Origin of the sequence: Amycolatopsis sp. NPDC051071 (genome assembly GCF_040682875.1) — a bacterium.
Lineage (GTDB): Bacteria > Actinomycetota > Actinomycetes > Mycobacteriales > Pseudonocardiaceae > Amycolatopsis.
Genome location: NZ_JBFBBY010000058.1, coordinates 17,626 through 37,885 on the forward strand (window position 1 = coordinate 17,626; position 20,260 = coordinate 37,885).

General features: G+C 69.2%; 12 protein-coding genes. 10 read left to right on the forward strand and 2 right to left on the reverse strand.

Annotated features, from left to right (window positions below; genetic code table 11):
- Positions 1-10 precede the first annotated feature (10 nt).
- The 9 genes from AB0M65_RS20040 (at position 11) to AB0M65_RS20080 (ending at position 12,472) form a co-directional block, all read left to right on the forward strand.
- Positions 11-637: a Pvc16 family protein gene (locus AB0M65_RS20040; protein WP_364029319.1), complete on the forward strand. Its 627-nt coding sequence runs from the start codon at positions 11-13 to the stop codon at positions 635-637.
- A 19-nt stretch (positions 638-656) separates the two neighbouring features.
- A complete protein-coding gene (locus AB0M65_RS20045; RefSeq protein WP_364029321.1) occupies positions 657-3,914 on the forward strand; it encodes a hypothetical protein in 3,258 nt (1,085 codons plus the stop codon).
- 105 nt (positions 3,915-4,019) lie between these two features.
- Positions 4,020-5,057 carry a hypothetical protein gene (locus AB0M65_RS20050; RefSeq protein WP_364029323.1) on the forward strand — a complete coding sequence of 346 codons (1,038 nt, stop codon included), beginning with the start codon at positions 4,020-4,022 and terminating at the stop codon, positions 5,055-5,057.
- A 30-nt stretch (positions 5,058-5,087) separates the two neighbouring features.
- The gene (locus AB0M65_RS20055) at positions 5,088-6,692 is read left to right on the forward strand and encodes a hypothetical protein (protein ID WP_364029325.1); all 1,605 of its coding nucleotides are present in this window, start codon (positions 5,088-5,090) and stop codon (positions 6,690-6,692) included.
- A gap of 5 nt (positions 6,693-6,697) precedes the next feature.
- Entirely contained in the window at positions 6,698-7,081 is a 384-nt protein-coding gene (locus AB0M65_RS20060; RefSeq protein WP_364029327.1) for a hypothetical protein, read from the forward strand.
- A gap of 31 nt (positions 7,082-7,112) precedes the next feature.
- Positions 7,113-8,048 (forward strand): hypothetical protein, encoded by a 936-nt coding sequence (locus tag AB0M65_RS20065; RefSeq protein WP_364029329.1) that lies wholly within the window; start codon positions 7,113-7,115, stop codon positions 8,046-8,048.
- A gap of 176 nt (positions 8,049-8,224) precedes the next feature.
- The gene (locus AB0M65_RS20070) at positions 8,225-8,839 is read left to right on the forward strand and encodes a response regulator transcription factor (RefSeq protein ID WP_364029331.1); all 615 of its coding nucleotides are present in this window, start codon (positions 8,225-8,227) and stop codon (positions 8,837-8,839) included.
- Between the two features lie 30 nt (positions 8,840-8,869).
- Positions 8,870-10,033 carry a lytic transglycosylase domain-containing protein gene (locus AB0M65_RS20075; RefSeq protein WP_364029333.1) on the forward strand — a complete coding sequence of 388 codons (1,164 nt, stop codon included), beginning with the start codon at positions 8,870-8,872 and terminating at the stop codon, positions 10,031-10,033.
- A gap of 120 nt (positions 10,034-10,153) precedes the next feature.
- A complete protein-coding gene (locus tag AB0M65_RS20080; RefSeq protein ID WP_364029335.1) occupies positions 10,154-12,472 on the forward strand; it encodes a LuxR C-terminal-related transcriptional regulator in 2,319 nt (772 codons plus the stop codon).
- A gap of 3 nt (positions 12,473-12,475) precedes the next feature.
- Here AB0M65_RS20080 and AB0M65_RS20085 read toward each other — a convergent pair whose 3' ends face one another.
- Positions 12,476-14,365: a LuxR C-terminal-related transcriptional regulator gene (locus AB0M65_RS20085; RefSeq protein ID WP_364029337.1), complete on the reverse strand. Its 1,890-nt coding sequence runs from the start codon at positions 14,363-14,365 to the stop codon at positions 12,476-12,478.
- Positions 14,366-17,212 carry an AAA family ATPase gene (locus tag AB0M65_RS20090; RefSeq protein ID WP_364029339.1) on the reverse strand — a complete coding sequence of 949 codons (2,847 nt, stop codon included), beginning with the start codon at positions 17,210-17,212 and terminating at the stop codon, positions 14,366-14,368.
- Between the two features lie 210 nt (positions 17,213-17,422).
- On the opposite strand from AB0M65_RS20090, the gene AB0M65_RS20095 reads away from it, so the two are divergent.
- Complete coding sequence (locus AB0M65_RS20095; protein WP_364029341.1) at positions 17,423-20,071, forward strand: BTAD domain-containing putative transcriptional regulator; 2,649 nt, start codon at positions 17,423-17,425, stop codon at positions 20,069-20,071.
- The last annotated feature ends 189 nt before the right edge of the window (positions 20,072-20,260 follow it).

Consider the following 20,260-nt stretch of genomic DNA (forward strand, 5'->3'; position numbering starts at 1 on the left):
AACTCGGGAAGTGCTGGCTGACTTGGCTTCCTCACTCCGCGAATGGCTGACCGCCGAACTGTCGCCCGGTACGGTGGTCGGCTTCGACCCACCCCATCTGCTCGCCGGTATGCAACGCAGGCCGCAGCGTGCCGGGATCGTGAACGTGTTCCTGTACGGGATCAGCGAAGACCTCGACGGCGTGACGGCCGCCCGGGTACGTGTACGCAACGACGAGGGCAGGGTCACCGGGACGGTCGCCCCGCCCCGGAGCTATCACCTGTCCTATCTGGTCACCGCGTGGGCGTCGGACACCCAGGAGGAGCACGAACTGCTCGGCGCGGTGATCGGCGCCCACGCCGAGCACGACGCCCTCGGCGTGGAATTCCTCTGTGGCTGCCTGCGTGACGCCGGCTCGGCACTGCCGGTCCGGCTCGGCTGGACACCGGGCGGACGCGGCCACGACCTGTGGGCGGCGCTCGGCGTGCCGATGCGCACCGCGGTCGATCTGACGGTCACCGCCCCGGTCCAGCCGTCCCGGCTGCGGCCGGCCGATCCCCCGGTGCGGACCGCCGAACTCGACGTCCACACCACCGTGCGCGAGTTGCCGGAGGTGACCCGCGCCCGCTGGCGCCGCACCTCGATCACCGAGCACTGAGAGCCCGAGGAGTGCGTCCATGTCCCGCTACTCAGTCGCCGTCTTCCTGCTGTTGCTGGTCGCGATCCCGCTGCTGGCGATCGGGCGCGACGAACCGGCGGGCCCGGCTCCGGTGGAGCAGGTGGCACAGGAGAACGCCGATGCGCTGAGCCCGGCCGTGAAACCGTCCTACCGGGACTCGGTGTACGGGGACGTGCTCATGGCGGGCAACAGCGTTTTGCGCTGCCCGGTCGGTGACGAGGTGGCCGGGGACAATCCGCCCGCCGGCTGCGCGGCCGCCACCAGGAACCGGAATCCGGGCGGCGGCGTACTGCTGGAGAACAGCGGCAACAACAACGGCTACTACGTCCACCAGGCGAAGGACGACGGCCGCGTCGACTCGTTCAACTCCAGCAGCGCCGAGCTCAAGATCCCACCCGGTGCGAAGGTGCGGCACGCGCAGCTGAACTGGGGTGGGCATACGGGAACGTTCCTGGGGTTCTCCGGGGTCAACTGCGTCCGCCCGATCCTGCTGCAGGGTGAGGCTCCCCCGCTTCCCGCGGCAGCGGAACCCGCCGGGCAGGCTCCCCGGATCGCCGTCGACGGCGGTAAACCCCGGCCGGTCGATCTCACTCCGGAGCATTTCACCACCACGGACGGCCTGACCGAGGCAAGCCGGATCTACACCGACTGGGCGGACGTCACCGCCGCTTTCGACGGCGCGTCGACCGACGGCCCGCTCAAGCTGTCGGTGAGCAACGTCTGGGCGCCGAGCGGGCCGGGCTGCGCCGGCGGCTGGTCGATCGTGCTGGTCTTCGACTACGGCGAGCCCGTCGCACCCTATCTCTCCCCCCGGGTGATCGACATCTACACCGAGGATCTGCCCCGCAGCGCGGCATTGCTGCCGGGACTGCTCGAACCGCTGCTGCCGGGCGCCTTGCCGAGGCTGATCGGAGGGCCGCTGAACGCGGTCGCCGGTCTGCTGCCCGGTCTGGCGCCGTCGCTGACCGGCACCAGCGTCACGCTGCCGGGAGTGTCGCCGAAGCGCTCCACCGCGGACGTCGCGATCGGCCTGACCGGGTTCGACGGCGACTGGCGGCAGGGCGAGGAGAACTTCGTCGTCGACGGCGTCGCGATGGCCGAGCCCTGTTCGGGTGACGCGAGCGCGGCGGACTTCTTCCGCTCGTGCGCCACCGGGGCCGTCGATCCGCTGGCACCAGCCGAACGGACGACCAACAACCTCAGCGTGGACGTCAAAACCGTGAAACCGGCGCTGACCGACAACGAGGACGGGTCCATCGAGGTCGGCGTGAACAGCGTCGGCGACTTCGTGGTCCTGCAGAGCCTCGTGCTCGCCGAGACGGTCGCCCCGGCGGTGTCGCTCACCATGACGGGCCCCGCCTCGCCGGTCGCGCAGGGCGACATGGCCACCTTCGCGTTGCGGATCCGCAACGAGGGTGCGCTGCGCCTGACCGATCTGGACCTGGACCTGGTGACCCGGAACGACGGCAACGCCGACACCGAGGACGACGGCATCCGCTGCGCGCCACCCGTACTGCGGGCGCTCGAACCCGGCGCATCCACCGACGTCACCTGTCTCCAGCCCGCCCGCGTCGTACCGGGGTTCACGACCGAGGCCTCGGTCGCCGGAACGTATCTCGCCGGGACGACCGGCAAGCAGAACACCGTGCGCGCGGCGGCGAGCGCGGCCGTCCAGGTGACTCCGGTGGACTACGCGGTCGAGCGGCTGCCCGATCGGCTGGTGGTGCGCGAAGGCGCCGACGTGACGTTCGCGGTGCGCCTGCTCAACAACACCGCGACCGACCTGACCCAGGTGACCTACACCGACTCCGCGGCCAGTGGCTGTTCCGCACCGGCACCGACCCTGTCTGCCGGTAAACCGGTGGAATTCCTTTGTGTGGCAACGGCTCCAGCCGCGAGTTTCACCAGTTCGGGCAGGATGACCGGGGTCGGCGAACAAGGCGGCGTCACGGTGGACGGCCAGCCGGTCCTCGTGACCGTGATCCATCCGGCGATCACCGTCGCCACCAAGGTCGACAAGGACGTGCTCTACCTCGGTGACACGGTCGAGCTCACCTTCGAGGTGCGCAACGCCGGCGACGAACCCGACGAGGCCCTCACCAAGGCGCTGGCTTCGGTGGCGGACCTGTGTGCCGCGCCGCCGATCCCGGCACTCGACCCGGGTGGGTCGGCGAACGTCACTTGTGTCGCACGGCCTTCGCGGGCTGGGAAGGTCCCGATCGAGGCCACCGTGACCGCCGCGGACGTCAACGGCGATCCGGTGACCGGCACCGCGGCTCCGGTCACCATCACCGTGCTGGAACCACTGATCACACTCACCCAGGCGGCCGACCCGTCCACCGTGCGCGTCGGCGGCCAGACCACGCTGACCTTCACCGTGCGCCACACCGGAACGGCCGAGGACGGTCCGGTGGCGAATGTCGCGGTGGCCAGCCCGACGCTGCCGGACTGCAAGCCGAAACCGATCCCGGAACTCGCCCCCGGCCAGTCGGCGACGGTCGAGTGCCCCGCCACTCCCGACCGGTCGTTCGACAACCAGGCGACGGCGTCGGCCGTCGACAAGGCGAGCCGCGAGATGCGGGTCGGCACGCCGCCGTTGCGGGTGACCGTGATCAACCCCGCGATCGCCATCGCCACCACGGCCGATCCAGCGGAGGCGAAACACGGCCAGCACGTCGATTTCTCAGTGACCGTACGCAATATCGGCGACGTGCCGCTCACCGTGGAAGTACGCAACGACCGCGCGCGGGATTGCGATTTCACCTTGAGCGGCGAGGCACTGCTGCGGATCGGTGCCGCGCACGGCGTGCGTTGCACCTTCACCGTCCCCGCCGAGGAAAGCGTCACCGAACTGACGAACACTGCGTCCTTCACAGCCACTCCGCTCGCCGGTTCGGCCGATACCGGTGAGCCCCTGACCGGCCTCGACGCGGCGACCGTCACCGTGGCACCGGGAAAAGCACCGCCTTCGACGCCGTCCACCGGTAACACCACCGCCCCGAACGCGGGTACCGACAACGGCGTGGCCCGCAACGTGGGTGGCACCGTCGAAACGCCGGGCCGCGGGGCGAAACCGGCGAACGGCCCCGGGACTCCCGGGAATCGCGGGAAGCTGCCGAACACCGGGGCGTCCCCGGCCGTGGCCATCGGCATGGGCGTCAGCCTGCTTCTGCTCGGAACGCTCACCCTTGCCGCGACTTCGCGGCGGCGACGCGACGAAAACTCGATGCTGCACCGGTGGTGGCCTGGCGACTGACGGCGCGGGGCAGGCGACCGTGCCCCCGCCGGTGCCTTCGAAGGTATGCCGGCCCGATCCGCTCGACCGTACTTTCAGCTTGTCGGACAAAGGAGATGAGGGCGCATGGTGGAGGAAACGGTACTCGACGCGCTGGTCGCCGCGGCGCCCACGATCGAGTCGGACCCCCAGAAATGGTCGGAGGCGTTCTGCGCCGCGTACGAGGGAAATCAAGAGGACTTCAGCGCCTTCATCGAGGCACTGAAACAGCAGGACGTGGATCAGTACGAAGTCGAAGCGGTCGAACAAGTTCTCCGCGAAGAGCGCGAGTTGTACGCCGTCGAGGAGCTGTGCCGCGACGGCGCCGATGACCTCCGCTATAGCTTCGGCGCCGCGGTGGACCGGCTGTCCGAGCAAGCCGCACCCGCCGAACCGGAGGAGGAAGCCGCTGATCAGGTCGCGGAGCCCGCCGCGGCGTACGACCGCGACGAGGCGTTTCCCTGGGTCATGGAGCTCGTGAACGCGGTCATCGCCGAATGGGACGGCACCGACGAAACCTGGCCCGGCTTCCAGCAGACCGTCGCCGGTTACGCGGACCGGCAATCCGGTGGGCGCGCCGACCTCATCGCCGCCACCGCCGGCTTCTTCACCGAAATCGACGCCGCCGGACCCAACCGGATCGCCACCCTCCAGGCGTACGGAATCACCGTCACCGTCCCGGACTCGGCGTCCCCCGACGAGGCGGCCTACAACCGGGAAGAGACCTTCCCCTGGATCGCCGAACAGGTCACCACGCTCGTCGGGGAATGGGACCGGACCGGCGAGACCTGGCCCGGCTTCCGGGAGAAGGTCGCCGTCCTCGTCGAGCAGGCGTCCGGAGGGCGCGCCGACCTGGTCGCCGCCAGTACCGGCTTCTTCGACGAGATCGACGCCGCCGGGCCCGACCGAGTCGCCACCCTCCAGGCCTACGGGGTCGCCTTCCCGGAGCCGGACGCCGCCCCGGACGAACTCTCACCCGAGATCATCGCGGAACTCGACACGGTCGCGGAGGACATCATCTCCCTCCTCGGTGAGGACGACAGCCTCGATCTGAGCAGCTTCGAGCCGGAGGAAATCGAGAAGGCGATCGAGGACGCGCTGCAAGCTGTCCAGAACCCGAGCTGACCCCCAGTACGACTGAAAGGAGCGCGTCCGATGCCCGAAAAGTTCGACGACAAGAGCATCGCCGGTCTCACCGATGTCATCATCGAAGGCATCGGCAAAAGCGGCAAGAAGTTCGTGCACGCCCTCAAGCTGGCCGACCCGGGTTCCGTGGCCCGCCTCATGCGGAAGGCCCTCAAAGACGCGGAGCACAAGGGCGGGAAGAACTTCAAACCCCGTGCGCGGGCCGCCCCGGACGCGCAACCAGCCCAGATCGACGGGATTCAGGCCCAGACGGCGTTCGACGAGGAGAAAAGCCGTCTGTCGAGCGAACTCACCAAGGGCGGTGTCGCGGGCAATTTCCTGCGGACCCTCCACGTGAACGACCGTCTCGTCGCGGAGATCAAGGACCTCCGGGACGAATACGAATGGATCCGGGTTCTCGACCAGGGCCACGGCATCACCACACTGGCGGGCAAACTCGAAGAGTTCGGCGCCAAATGGACCGGGAACATGCAGGGGAAGGTCGGGAACCTGGCCGCCAACATCTTGGGCGCCCAGACCCCGGCTCAGCTGGAGCAGCACAAGCAGGTGCTGACGGAGATCCCCCGCTGCTTCAACGAATACAACACGATCTTCCTCAAGGTCGGCGCGGAGATCAAGAAACAGGTGGATTCCGGGGTCTGGGAAACGGCTGCCGACGCCCAGGTGAGCAGGGGCAAACGCCTGCTTGTGACCGGCGCGTTCTCCGCGCTGGGTGTCATCCTCGGCACCCTCGGAACCCTCTCGGTTCCCGGAATGGACATGGGGGTCGGCTCGATGGTGGCCGCCCTTCAAGCCGTCGTCAACGTGCTGAAACGCGCGGCGGACCGCAAGCTGGTCCAAGCGAAGGCAGGCGAACTCAAGGACGAAAAGGGGCCGGACTACGCCTATCAGCTCCTGGACACCAACTCCGCGCTCGTCGCCGAGCGGGTCTGCGGGGAGCAGCAGTATCTGGTTTCGAAGGCGTTCGACGTGATCGCCATCCCGGCGACCAACATCCCTGGCTGGAAGTTCATCAGGGTGTCCACCGAACCCCTGATCAAAAGCTACTTCAAGGCAAGGGTCATCAAACTCCGGCGACATCTCGCGGAGGCGGCGAAGCAGGCGCAACTGATCGCCGTCGCCGGGACGGCCGTGAGCGCGGCCGCGACCGTCACCGCCGAGGAGGTGGACCAAAAGCTCGAGACCATCCGCGACGAAACCCGTGATTTCCTGGTGAATGACGCACCGGACGAATTCATCACCTCGATCGAGACCGCGCTGCGGGAGAACGAGGAGAAGGCCGCGAACGAAATCCGGGAGAACACCGCGCAAAGCAACCCCGGTCACCATCAGTACCTCGTGGATGTCCGCGAACTCCTCGCGACGATGGCCGTGAACGCCGACGAGATCGCCACCGACATGACCCAGGAACTCTCGCTGAACCTCGTCAAGGTCGTGGTGCAGAAAGTCGTCGCGCATCTCGTGAGCCACCTGGACATCTCGGTCGCGCAGGCCGTCACCGGAGCGGATATGAAGGCAATCATCAAGGACATCGACGACCACCTGCTCGGTCTCGGGGCCGCGCAGAGCGGTGCGGCGCCGTACCCGCCCGATCACCTGAGTGAAGGGCGCTGAACGGCATGGCTGCCGCGGGCAAGGTCGAGCAGCTCACCGCGACGCTGGTCAGTGCCCTCGGCAAGGCCGCCGGGAACACGGGCAAGGCGGCACCGTGGGCGGGTGACGAGATGCGCGGCAAGGTGACCGAGATGCTCAAACAGGCCGTGCGACAGGCTCCGGCGAGGAAGGAGCTTCTCGACGCGGGCGTCGGAGCCGAGGAACTGCGGGCTGTCGACGACCTCGTCACCGAGGCCGCCGTCGCCGCGGCGGCGACGGTCCGTGCCGGACTTCCCGCCTTCGCGCGAAACCTCGGGATGAGCGAGGCGGAACTCGGTGAGGCACTCGGCGGCCTGGCGCCCGAACGGATCGCCGAGGTCATCACCGACGAACTGTTCAGCGGAGCCTGATCCGCGACCACACAACGGAAGGAGTGCTCTGATGCTGCCTGCCCAGCCGTCGGACGCCGCGGCCGAAGAGCTGTTCCTCGGTTATTTCGCGCAGGAGTTCCGGGCCGAACTGGCGAAACGCGGCGCGCATCCCGCGGTCCGGCTGGTGCGGACCAGGAACGGGCCGGGCTTGCAGGCCTTCGTCGCCGCGAACCTCGCCCCGCGTACCGCGTTGCGCGTGATCAAGCAGACGTACTTCCAGAACGTCGGTGGCGACGCGATGAAGAGCCTGGACCGCTGGCATCCCGCCGCGGCTCCCACGCACCAGGGAACGCTCGGGTCCGGAGAGGGCGCGCCGAAGCTGGACTTCTACTACTCCGATCAGCCGAAGTCGTGCGCCGGCACCTTCCCCGAGATCATGGCCTGGTTCGACGAGAACAGCCACAAGGTGTTCGTGGTCCGGGACGAGGAGGTCGGGGACAACGACGTACGCGTGGACTTCACCGTGGAGGTGCGTCCGGTCAGTGTGCGGCGGGAAGGCGGCAAGGATTTCGTCGACGCGGGCGGCCTCCGGGCAGGCACGCTCGCGGCGTTCAAGGCAATGGTGCTGGGAGCCGCGGGAAGCCTTTCGGGCGGCGACGCCTTCAGCACGGTCGGGGATGCCATGCAGGCCACGGCGGACGTCGTCGAACAGGCGCCGGGTTTCCTGCCGAAGCCGGACGCGGGCGGCGGGCCGGCAATCCCGTTCGACCGGGATTTCGCCAGGACGCTGCTGACCTTCGAGGTGGAGATGCGCGAGGGCCACGGCTCCGGCGACGGGCGCACCGTCCATCACGATTGGACGGATCTGAGGCCGGACGAACTCAAGACGCGATCAGGGGACAAGAAGACCACCGGCCATTTGTTCGGGGTGGTTTCCGTCGAAGAGATCAGGGCGGTCGTCCCCGGCCTCGTCGAGAAGGTCCTGGACCGGATTCAGCAGGCATGACCGACCACTCACGACCCCCTGGACCGACCGCCGTCAAGAGTTGCGAAAGTGGCTTTCGCAACCCGGCACACCCCCTTCGCCTTCCGTCATGTTGAGCCGTTGTTGAGCGGCCGCCGAAGACTGTCCTGGAGGAAACAGTCATGACTGCCCTGGAGGGCGAAGGAGGCGGTGGAGTCATGCAGCAGAGAATTCCGGTCCACGTACGCGGGTTGGATCCGATCTCCGAGGCGGGGGTCATCACGCAATTGCGGTCCCGGCCGGAACTGACGATGGTCGACGAGGAGCCCGCTGTCGCGATCGCGGTGGTCGACGTGATCGATCCGCCCGCCATCGAGCTGATCCGGACCCTGCGCACGCTGGGCGCCACCCGGGTGATCACCGTGCTCTCCATCGCCGACGACGCGGCGTTGCTGGCCGCGGTCGAAGCCGGTGTCTGCGGGGTGGTTTCCAGATCGGAAGCCACCCCGGAGCGGCTGACGACGGCGATCGAGCACGCCGCGGCAATGGAGGGCGTGCTGTCGCCCCGGCTGCTCGGGCGGCTGCTCGATCAGGTTTCCCGGCTGCAGAACCAGGTGCTGGCGCCACGCGGCTGGCGGCTCTCGGGGATCTCAGACCGGGAGGCGACGGTGTTGCGGCTGATCGCACAGGGCAAGGAGATCAAGGAGATCGCCGAGGAGCTGTCTTATTCGGAACGGACCATCAAGAACACACTGCACGACGTCGTCAGCCGATTCCATTTGCGCAATCGGACGCACGCCGTCGCTTTCGCACTGCAAGAGGGATTGATCTGAACATTTCGTGACCGAGAGGGGTGAATCGCTTTGACCGATTCGAACAGTGACGGACATCGTGTCCCGCGACATCCGCCGGTGAGCCTTCTCGGGCTCTCCGCCGCTTTGCTGATCGCCGTCGGCGCGTCGGCGGCGCCCGCTGCCGTCCGGCCCGCCGACGGATCCGCCCCGCCTGCCCCGCTCCCGGCCAGGCAGCCGGACCGTCCACCCGGCGCGGACGGCGACACCCCGCCCACCGCGCCACCGCCGTCGGGTGCACTTCCTTCGATCGCCGACGGCCGGCCGCTTCCTCCCGTGCCACGCCTCGGGGACGGCGGGGCCGTCGCGCTGACGAACGGGATCCCGGCGGCGGTGCTCGACGCCTACCGGAACGCCCAGTCGCGGCTGACCGCTCTGCAGCCGAACTGCCGTGTCCCGGTCGCGTTGCTCGCCGCGATCGGCAAGGTCGAATCCGGGCACGCTCGCGGCGGCAGGCTCGACTCCGCGGGCACCACGGTCCAGCCGATCCTCGGTCCCGTGCTCAAAGGCGGCCCGTACGCGGCGATCTCCGACACCGACGGCGGCACTTGGGACGGCGACCCCGTCTGGGATCGCGCGGTCGGGCCCATGCAGTTCATTCCGGGCACCTGGGCCCGCTGGGCATCGGACGGCAACGGCGACTCGCTCGCCAGTCCGCACAACATGTACGACGCCGCACTGGCCGGTGCCAGGTATCTCTGCGCGGGCGGCCGTGATCTCGCCACTTCCGGCGGGCTCACCTCCGCCGTCCTCAGTTACAACCACTCCACCAGCTACCTCAACCTGGTGCTGGCCTGGATGAACACCTACAACGGCGGCATGACGGCGCAACCGGGGAACCAGGAGCAAACCCTGGCCCGCGCCGCCTCCGTGCCGTCACCTCAGGTACCCGTCACCGTCCCTTCGGTACCGCCTTCACCACAGCCGTCACCGACGGCACCGGTTCAGCCGCCCCCGGCGGCTCTACAGCCCACGCCCGGTCCGAGCCCCGCTCCTCCGCCGAGCCCGCCTCCTGGCGTCCCGGCGGTTCCCGGCCCCGACGCCGTCCCGGGAGCCCTTTGTGATGTCACCTCAGTGGTGGAGACCATTCTCGGCATCGTCGGTGGCCTGCTCGGCCCGGCTCCTTCAACGGCGGCGCCGGTTCCGTGTGTGCCACCTTCGCCGGTGGGTCATTAACCATCAGCGAGAGTCGCATCCGCATCAGTCGGTTTCGCCCGAATAGCCTAGAGTTCATCGACTATCGTCACTGGAGACCCTAGCTGTCCCCCGCCACCGGTGAGGCCGAGGAGGACGCCCATGCTCCAAGCGCTCCCCCGAAGCATGCGCGATTTACCCGCCGAGGCGACCAGCTTCGTCGGGCGGAGGCGTGAACTCACCGAGGTGCGCCGGTCGCTCGGCGGTGGGCGGCTGCTGACGTTGACGGGGATGGGTGGTGTCGGCAAGACCCGGCTGGCCTTACGCGCCGCCGCCGGGCTGCGCCAGGTGTTCCCGGACGGGGTGTGGCTCGCGGAACTCGGCGAACTGGACGACACCGACGACGTCGCCGTCAAGGTCGCGGCCGTGTTGGGGGTGGACATCGACACCGCCCTGCCCTGGGCTGGCCTCGCCGCTTTCTTGTCGCACAAGCGATTGATGCTGGTACTGGACAACTGTGAGCATTTACTGGACTCCTGTGCCCTGCTCGCCGACCGGTTGTTGTCGGCGTCCGACGGGCTGCGCATCCTCGCCACCAGCAGGCAGCCGCTCGGCCTCACGAGCGAACGCACACTCGGGATCGCGCCACTCGCGGTCCCTGAAGCGACCGGGTACCTGGCGCCGGAAATGCTGGCGCAGTACGAGGCCATCGCCTTGTTCGCCGACCGGGCGAGCGCGGTGCAGCCGGGTTTCACCGTGACCGAAGGCAATCGCGCCCAGGTGGTGGAGCTGTGCAGGCGGCTGGACGGCGTCCCGCTCGCCATCGAGCTGACCGCCGCCCGCGTCCGGGCGTTCTCGCTCCCCCAGCTCCTCGACCGGCTCGACGACAGTTATTCCTTGCTGGTCACCGGAAACCGGTCCGCGCCGAAACGGCATCGGACCTTGCGAGCCCTGGTCGACTGGAGCTACGACCTGTGCACACCGCCGGAGCGCACGGCGTGGTCGCGGCTTTCGGTGTTCGCGGAGGGATTCGACCTGGCGGCCGCGGCCGCGGTGGCAGGCAAGGGCCTCGACGGTGTCGTCCTCGGTGACGTCCTGTCCGGCCTGGTCGAGAAATCGATCTTGCGGCGCACCGAGACGGACGGGCGGACGAGATACTGGATGCTCGAAGCGATCCGCCGGTACGGCAAGGATCGCCTCGCCGAAACGGGTGAGCAGGAAACGGTGACACGGCACCACCGCGAATGGTTCAGGCGGCTGGCGATACGGGCGGACGCCGAATGGGTCGGCCCTGATCAGCTCGCCTGGTACAAGCGGGTCAACGCCGAAAGCGCGAATCTGCGTCTGGCCTTGGAGTCCTACCTCGACTCGGACGACGGGCGGCAGACCGCGCTGGAACTGGCCACGTCGTTGTGCACGCATCGGCGGGCGTGCAGCTCGCTGAGTGAGGGCCGCCGCTGGCTCGATCGAGTACTCGTCCGGGCTCCCGAGCCAACCCCGGCCAAGGCAAAAGCGTTATGGACCAACGCCTGGCTCGCACTGCTCCAGGGTGATTGCCCGGCCGCGCGAGTCCTGCTGCGCGAGTGCCGGGACGTCGCCGAGCTCATTGGCGACGCGTCGGCGACGGCGCACCAAGTCCAGATCTCCGCGCTGGCGGAGCTGTTCGAAGGTGATCCGGCGGGCGCCGTCACCGGATTCGGCGACGCGATCAAGCTGCACCGGGAGGCGGGTGACCTTGACAGCGCGAGGCTGTCGATGTTCCAGCAGGTGATGTCCCGGTGCTTCGCCGGCGACCCGGCCGCGTTCGCCTCCATCAAACACACCAGGACCCTGCTCCGCCCGCATCCGGCGACCGTTTCGAACGGCTACCTGCTCTGGTACGAGTCGATCGAGCGGTTCCTCCGGCATGATCGTGGCGACCCGGCCAAACCCGCGGCGCAGGCACTGCGGATCGGCGCGGACGCGGGTGAACGCTGGCTGGTCGCGCTCTGCCTCGAAACGCTCGCGTGGGCGGCCGCCGATTCGAGTGAGAACGTTCGCGCGGCAAGGGTTTTCGGCGCCGCGGAAGCAATGCGCCAGACCATCGGGAGCAGGCTTTCGGGCCTGGCGCATCTACGCACGCATCACAATCGCTGCGAACGCGCCGTCCGCGCGGCGATGGGTAAGGACCAGTTCGAGTCCGCTTACCGGCTCGGCACCCGGTTATCGGAGAAGGAGGCGATCTCCTATGCCACGCAGAGAAAACCGGGGAAGGCGTCAACTCGCGCCGTCCGGGACGGCTCGCTGCTGACCTCGAGGGAACGGGAGATCGCCGACCTGGTCGCGAAGGGACTGAGCAATCAGGAAATCGCGGAATCACTCGTCATCGGCCGCCGGACGGCCGAGACGCATGTCGGTCACATCCTCACCAAGCTCGGTTTCACCACGCGTACCCAGATCGCCGCCTGGGCCGCCGGGCATCGTCGTCTCGCGGCGCGATGACCCTCAGGACAAGGGAAAACGCCGTTCGCTCGCGATCCAGGCGGAGATCTGCGAGCGCCTGCTGAAGCCCAGTTTGGCCATGGCGCGTACGACATATGCTTCCACCGTCCGTTTCGAAATGCCCAGTTCCGCACCGATGGCCTGATTCGTCAACCCGTCGCGGATCAATTCCGCGACCTCGTATTCCCGCGGTGTCAGTCCGGAGCCTGCCGATGTCCCGGCCGGGTCCGGTTCGGCGAGGGACACTCCTGTCGCGTACTCGATGACCTCACCGAGCGTCTGTTCCGTCATCGACCGCGAGAACCCGAGCAACCGCGCCGCGCGTACGGGGTTTCCGCTCGCCTGCGCGCAAAGTGCCATTCCTTCACAGCAGAGGGCGATCCACAGGTACTCCCCGGAATTCCGAAGCTCGGCCAGCGCCCGCCTGAACGACTTCTCCGCCTTGCCTGGCGAGTCATCGCGGAGCTGCGCCAACGCCAGCAGGACGGTTCGCAAGGGCCGCCAGCACGGACCGGTCGTCAGCGTGGCGTGTTCGACCAGACGCTTGACACGGTCCGGCGCCGAACGATCGGAGGAATTCCACGCGACCACCGCCAGACGACGTGCGCACTGGCGCAGCCGGAACTGGTCGCCCTGTTCCCCATAGGTGTGGAACGCGTTCTCAAGCCGGGCCAGTGCCGCCGAATCACCCGAAGCGACGGTTTCCTCGGCCGTCCGCGCCGGATCCGCCGGGGCCCGGTGCAGCAGGGTCCGGAGGTCCAGGACGTCGTCGCCGAACCCCGGCCGAGCCGCGAGGTACGCGGCGGCTTCGGAGAAGTCCCTGCTTGCACGGCGCATGGCGGCATGAACACCGGGAATCCCTTCTTCCCGAAGACGGTCGAGTAGTTTCCTTGCCAGGCCGAGGAAGTATGTCGCTTGGCGGTCCTGGAAGTGGTCGCTCTCCCCGGTGTGCGACAGCTGTTTCGCACCGTACCGGCGGGCAATCCCCGGCAAGGAGTAGCACGCGTCGCCGGTCCTGAGGACGACGGACTTGTCCACCAGACCGGCGACGAGATCGAGGACGTCCTCGACCGCGATGCCACCGCCTTCGCAGATCGACTCCGCCGCGGCAAGGTCGAAGTCGCCCGCGAACACGGACAGACGGGCCCACAGGTCGCGCTCCGGCGGAGTGCACAACGCGTGGCTCCACGCGCAGAGGTCACCCAGCGAACGCCGTCGCGGCGGCGCGATCCGGTTGCCGAGGCTCAGCAGCTGATCCGGGTCTTCCAGCGTGGCCAGCAATTCCGGCAGGGAGAGGGCGCGCAGCCGGGCGGCGGCCAGTTCGATCGCCAGCGGGAGGCCGTCGAGCCGGGAACAGATCTCCGCCACTTCCGGCGCCGTCTCGTCCGGGAGCGAAAAGCCCGGCGCGCGTTCGGCGAACAACTTGATCGCGTCCGGCGTCCCGAACGGTTTCACCTCCAGCAGATGCTCGCCGAGCACGGCAAGGGGACGGCGACCGGTGACCAGGATCCGGGTCCCCGTGTACTTGATCAGCTCACTCACGAACGCACCGCATTCGTCCGGCAGGCGCTCACAGGTGTCCAGGATCAGCAGGGAACTGGTGTCACCGGGAAGCCCGTCCGGCAGCGCGGCCGACACCACGCCGCCGACGTCGGCGCCCGGACCGAGCGGCGCCAGGTCGACCAGCCAGACACCGCCGGGGAAATCCCGCGCCATTCTCGCGCCGAGGTGGACCGCCAGCCGGGTCTTGCCGACGCCTCCCCCGCCGACGAGGGTCAGGATCCGATGAGCACGCAGAATCCGGCGCCCCTCGTGGAGCTCGCGATCGCGCCCGACGAAACTCGTGGTCGTCACCGGCAGATTGCCGCCGCTCCGGCCCACGCGCCGGGGCATCTACTTCTCCGGCGTCAACGCGGACGCCAGTTCCTCGCGATGGCGGACGCCGACCTTGCGGTAGGCGTTCGTGAGGTGGACTTCCACGGTCTTCACCGTGACGAACAACTGCTCGGCGATCTGCTTGTTGGTACCGCCCGCGATCGCCAGTTCGGCGACCCGCCGTTCGCTGGGGGTCAGCGACGCGGCTCCGGTGGCACCGGTCCGGCGCGGCCGCCCGCCAGCCGCCCGCAGCTCGCCGCGGGCCTGCCCGTGCAGGGGAACCGCCCCGGCGGCCTCGGCGATCTCGACCGCGAGGACGAGCGGCCGCCGGGCTTCGACCCGCCGCCCGGTCCGCCGCAAAGCCGTTCCCAGGTCGGCCAGGGCCCTCGCGTACTCGAGCCGGGCCGATGACCGTTCGAGTACTTCCACCGCTTCGCGGATCAGCTGAGTCCCTTCGTGTCCTCCGCGGACCACGCCCGTCACCCGCAGGGCCCGGCCGAGCGCCCGCGGCGCACCCCATTGCCTGGCGAGCTGCAGATCGCCGTCGGCCAGTGTCCTCGCCCGCGCGTCGCGGCCGAGCAGATGCGCGCAGATCGCCGCCTCCAGCCGCCACGAGCTGAAGGACGGGACCCGCCGCGCGTCGTGCATGGCGAGCCGTTTTCCCGTCGCCAGCGCGGTTTCCAGTGCTTCCTCGACCCGTCCCCGATGACGTAACAGCCGCGCCCTCGAATCCAGATACCAGAACATCGGGCCGAGTGACGGAACCGGCTCCGGGATGCCCAAGGCGTCGAGCGCGGCCTCCGCGTCGTCCAGGCGGCCCCGTTCGATGAGGGTGTCCGCGAGAAAGCATTGCCCCAGAAAGGTCGCGAGTTCCAGCCGGGCGGAGTCGGCGCTCTCGATACCCGCCATGATGTCGGCTTCCGCTTCGGCGAGCTGCCCCCGCCACAGCCAGGCGACCCCGCGCAGCACGTGCGCCGTCGCGAGGCCATGCACGCTCCCGTACTGGTGGGCCCGCGCGACCGCGGCGTCGATACTCGTGATGGCCTCGTCCCGGTCGGCGTGGATCAGCACTATCCAGCCGACCGGCACGGCGATCGTTTCGGGATAGATCTGGTCGATCACCCCGCCACTCCGCAGGCCCCGCAGTGCGATCGCGACGGCGTCCGGATCGCACCGCCAGGCACGGTGCGCGGCGAGCAGGCAGTCCAGGGCCCCACCGCCCTGGCCGAGTTCGTCACTGATCGGCCGGACGGCGTGCCGTCGATCGGCGAGGTCCTGCCGGTCCGGCTGCAGGATCGGGATCAGCAGGAGATTCGCCTCCAGCTGGTCGCGCAGGGCCTCGTCCTCCGCGGTGAGATCCGCCAGCGCGCCGAGGCAGACCCGCTCGGCCTCCTCGAACCTGAACAAGTAGATCAACGCCGTGCTGAGCAGGACCGCGATCTGGGCTCGCCGCCGGGGAGCGACGGCGAGGGTGAGCGCCGTCCGCAGATCGTCCGCGGCACGCCCGGTGTCCACCAGTGTCATGACCTTGCCCAGCTCCCACTGCACCTCCGCGTGGACACGCGCGGACGGCGGTTCCGCCAGGCATCGGCGCAGGTACGTGGTGGCGCTGTCCGGCGACCCGTGCGCGAAGGCCTCCGCCGCCGCCTGGCGGAGTACGCGCACCACGTCTTCGTCCGCGGCGGGCGGCAGCCGGAGAACGTGGGACGCCACCTGCTCGGCCGTACTCCGCGCGGCACTCAGGAGTTCGGCCGCCCGGCGATGCGCGTCGACCCTCGCCGCCGGATCCATCACCTCGTACAGGGTCGCGCGCACCACGGGATGGCTGAACCGGACACGCTGGACGCCGTCCGCGAAAGCACTTTCCGTCTCGACCCGGAACAGGTCCGCCCGTTCCAGTTCCTTCGCGGTACGCAGGGCGTCGCCGGTCGGCAGCCTCGCCAGCGCCGCCGCGGTCTGCAGGGCGGCGCCGTCACCGAGTACCGAGACCGCCTGCGCGAGTGCCGTGCATTCACCCGGCAGGCGGTTCATCCACAACGAAATACGCTGGGCGACCGCACGCGGGCCGAGCACATCGACCATGCCAACGTTGTCGGCGGACGGCACGAGACCCTCCGTTTCGAAAGTCGCCGCGAGGTCGTGCAGCAGGAGCGGGTTGCCCTGGGTTGCCGTATGACAGGCCCGCAGGAAGGCGGGCTCGGCGTTCCCGGCAAGCACGCGCTGGACAAGGAGACCACTCGCCGTCTCGGTCAATAGGGCGGGCCGCAGCACGGTGGACCGCGCGTCGGTGGCGATCTGGTTCAGCAACTGCTGCGGCCCGTTCGGCTCTTCCGGCCGATGCGCGACCATGACGGCGATCGGGAGTGCACCCATCCGGGGCAGCAGATAGGCCAGGAACCGCAGCGACGCGGTATCGGCCCAATGCAAATCGTCCAGTATCAACGCGACCGGCGCCCGTTCGCACAGATTCGCCGTCAGCCAGAACAGACCATGCAGTATCGCGAAATCGCCCGATGTCGGTATGGCGTCGGTCGCGTCCGAAAGCACGGCGGCGGTGGCTTTTCCGGCGGCACCGGCCAGCAGCCTTTCACGATCGGCGGAATCCATTCTGCTGAGATGCGGTTCGTAGCTCTGCCGGATGAGGCCGAAGGCGATGTCACCCTCGAGTTCCAGGCCACGCGCGGTGAACACGTCGAATCCCTTGGCGGCCGCGACGCGCCCGGCCTCCGCGAGCAGCCGCGTCTTGCCAAGACCGGCGGCACCGACGATCGCGGTCAACGAACCGGAGCCTCCGGACGCGGCGCGGACGGCGGACATCACCGCCGCCAATTCTTGGTCTCTTTCGAGTAATGGTGGCTCCGGCATATGGGTGAGCCTAGTGTCCAGACGACAAGCCGCCACTTCACGAATGCGCGGTCGAGGCCGTCGCGGCGCGCGTTGATCCTGGCATTTCCGACACCCCAACACCGACCCCAACATCGGACGGACACCCCTAAGCCTGTCCGCGCGAACACCGTAGCCGGGTCCGTACTTTGCCTGTCGTGTCCGGCCACTCACCGACCTTGACTCGATGTCGTGAACTCCGTATCTCTCGAACAGACCGGCAGACGGCCACGCTTGACGGGATTGCTGCGCCGCGACGACCTGATGGCGAAGGCGGAACTCGTGACCTCGGCGAGGGTCGGCCTGGTGATCGGTCCCGCCGGCTCGGGGAAGTCCGTGCTGTTGCGCCGGCTCGCGGCGGAAGCCCCGGCCGGGCGAACGATACTGACGTACACGCCCGGCGAGGACCCGGACGTACTGCTCGACGCTCTCGCGGACGGCTTCGTCGTCCATGTCGACGACCTCCATCGGATCTTGGGGACACCGGCCGAGCGGGAACTCACCCGGCTGCTGGCGGAATCACCCGCCGGGGTGCGGTTCGTGCTGGCGGGACGCGACGAGCGGATCGCGGGTCTCGCCAGTAGCGCACCCCGCGTCGGCTACGAAGACCTTCGACTGCGTGCTTCGGAGGTCGAAGAGCTCTTCGCGGAGGTCTACGGTGTCCCGCTGTCCCCGGAGGAGGCAGCGGCCTTGTGCGCGCGGATCGAGGGCCTCGCCGGGGCGGCGCGGCTGCTGCATCTGGACACCGTCCTGATGCCGTCGCCGGATCGGGCGGCGGCCTTCGCCGCACCGCTCGCTCATTCGCCTCGGCTGGCGGAATTTCTCAGCCGCGAGGTGCTCGCTCCCCTGCCCGTGGCGCTGCGCGAGTTCATGGTGGCGGCGTGCCCGCTCGGCGTGCTCGACGGACCGCTGTGCGACAGCGCGCTCGGCCGGACCGGCAGCCACGAGCTCATCGCCGAGCTGACCGCACGGCAGGCACTGACTTTCCGCGTCCGCAACGGTGGCGGCGCCCACCGGTTCCATGTCCTGCTCCAGCAGCATCTGGAGCAGCTGCTGCTGGAACGCTCGGGCAATCAGCTGACCCGGAACGCCTATCGCCGCGCCGCGGCGCAGCTGGCCGAAGCCGACCGCTGGGCCGAGGCGTTCCGCTGTCACGCCCACGCCGGCGATTGGGTGGCCGCCGCGGCGGTCCTGCACCGCTCCGGCGCCCGACCAGGCGGCACCGCCCCGGATTCGACGCTGCCGACGACCTTGCTTGAAGACGATCCGTGGGTGGCGCTGGCCGACGCCCGCCGTCTGCGCGGGGAAGGGCGGCTCGGGGCGGCGCACGACCGGTACGCCGACGCCGAGACAAGGTTGCCCGATCCGGCACTGCGCTGGCGATGCGCGCTGGAGCGGTCGGGGGTGGCACGCTGGCTCGGCCACGCGAGCCAGCCGCTCGTGGACGACATCAACGGGCACCTCGCCGACGCCGTCCGCCGCCATCCGGCCAAACTGCTGAACCGGGCCGTGCCGACGCACAGCCCGGGATGGGCTCTCGGCAGGGCGGTGGCGGCGCTGCTCGACGGCAGACCGGAGACGGCGATCGAGATCGCCGTCCCGCTGACCGACGGCCCGGCGACGTTCGTGACCTTGGGGAGCCGGTTGCTGGTGGCGATCCTGGAGCCCATCGCCGGTTCCGTCCGGCTCACGGACCTCGCCACCGACTGCGAACGGGCTGGCTGGCTGTGGCTGGCTCGGCTGGCCCGCGCCGCGACCGCCGTGGTCGACGAAGACCGCCGTACGGACGCCGCCGCGATCGTGGACGAATGCCGCTCCGTCGGGGACGAGTGGGGCGCGATGCTCGCGGGCTGGCTCCTGGCCGTCGGCGAACTGCGGGCAGAGAAGGACGCGGTCGCCGCCCTGGAATCGGCGATCCCGGCCGCGCGCTCCCTCGGCGCCCGGGTCCCGGAGACCTGGCTGCGGGCGATGCTGGTCGGCGAACTGGAACGCAAAGCCGACCCGCGGGCCATCACCGAACGCGCCGTCCTGCACCGATCGGCCGCCGACGCGGTAGTGCAGCACGCCGCCGACCGGAAAAACCGGCTGCTGGCCATCCTGCGTACCCGCGTGGCGCCGCGAGTCGCCGTGGTGGCCCCGGCTCCCCCTGCCCCGGTCGAACTGCGCTGCCTCGGCCGCTACACCTTGACGGTGGCCGGGACCGAGATCGACCTGAGCGGTTTACGCGCACAGGCCAGGCAGGTCTTCCGCATGTTGACCGTCCACTATGGACAACCGGTGCACGACGAACGGCTGATGACCGCGCTGTGGCCGGACTGTCCCGTCGAACGCACGAAACACCGTCTCCAGGTGGCCGTCTCCAGCCTCCGCGCGCTGCTGCGCGAGCGGCTGCCTGCCGGGTCCGGCATCCTCCGCCACGGCAACGCCTACCTGTTGCGCCTGCCCCCCGGCAGCGTGGTGGACGTGGTCGACTTCGCCGACGCCGTCCGGCAATGGCGCGTCGCCAGGCAGACCTGCGGCGCCGCGACCGTCACCCTCCTCGGGCACCGGATCCTCGACCTGTACCGCGGCGAACTGCTCACCGAGGAAGGCCCGGCCGAATGGATCCTCGCCAAACGTGAGGCCATCCGGGGAGAAGCCGCCGGCGCGGCGGCCGCCCTCGCCGTCGCCGCCCTCAACCGGGGAGACGCCTCGGAAGCCATCGAGATCTGCGAACGCGGCGTGACCATCGACGAACTCGACAACCGGCTGTGGACCCTGCTCGCGACGGCCAAGGCACATACCGGCAACCACGCGGCCGCCGCCCGAGCCGAACGGACTTACCGAGCCCTGCTGGCGTAACCGGGTGGGCCGGGTCGTGAGTGATTTGGGTCGTTCTAACGAAGGGTGTTTAGTACCTACGGCGAGTGAGCCGGGTAGCGACCGGTCCTTGAAGGACTCCTTGAGGGACCCAGAGTCCCTCAAGGTTCCCCTCACCCGTCCCGAAGGCCATCACGAGCCCCCACAGCACCACCAGTCACCACGGCGGCG

Excerpts from the sequence above, each read along its gene's own strand:
- AB0M65_RS20045 (WP_364029321.1), top strand. The coding sequence starts at position 657 with ATGTCCCGCTACTCAGTCGCCGTCTTCCTGCTGTTGCTGGTCGCGATC.
- AB0M65_RS20050 (WP_364029323.1), top strand. The coding sequence starts at position 4,020 with ATGGTGGAGGAAACGGTACTCGACGCGCTGGTCGCCGCGGCGCCCACG.
- AB0M65_RS20055 (WP_364029325.1), top strand. The coding sequence starts at position 5,088 with ATGCCCGAAAAGTTCGACGACAAGAGCATCGCCGGTCTCACCGATGTC.
- AB0M65_RS20060 (WP_364029327.1), top strand. The coding sequence starts at position 6,698 with ATGGCTGCCGCGGGCAAGGTCGAGCAGCTCACCGCGACGCTGGTCAGT.
- AB0M65_RS20065 (WP_364029329.1), top strand. The coding sequence starts at position 7,113 with ATGCTGCCTGCCCAGCCGTCGGACGCCGCGGCCGAAGAGCTGTTCCTC.
- AB0M65_RS20070 (WP_364029331.1), top strand. The coding sequence starts at position 8,225 with ATGCAGCAGAGAATTCCGGTCCACGTACGCGGGTTGGATCCGATCTCC.
- AB0M65_RS20080 (WP_364029335.1), top strand. The coding sequence starts at position 10,154 with ATGCTCCAAGCGCTCCCCCGAAGCATGCGCGATTTACCCGCCGAGGCG.
- AB0M65_RS20085 (WP_364029337.1), bottom strand. The coding sequence starts at position 14,365 with ATGCCCCGGCGCGTGGGCCGGAGCGGCGGCAATCTGCCGGTGACGACC.
- AB0M65_RS20090 (WP_364029339.1), bottom strand. The coding sequence starts at position 17,212 with ATGCCGGAGCCACCATTACTCGAAAGAGACCAAGAATTGGCGGCGGTG.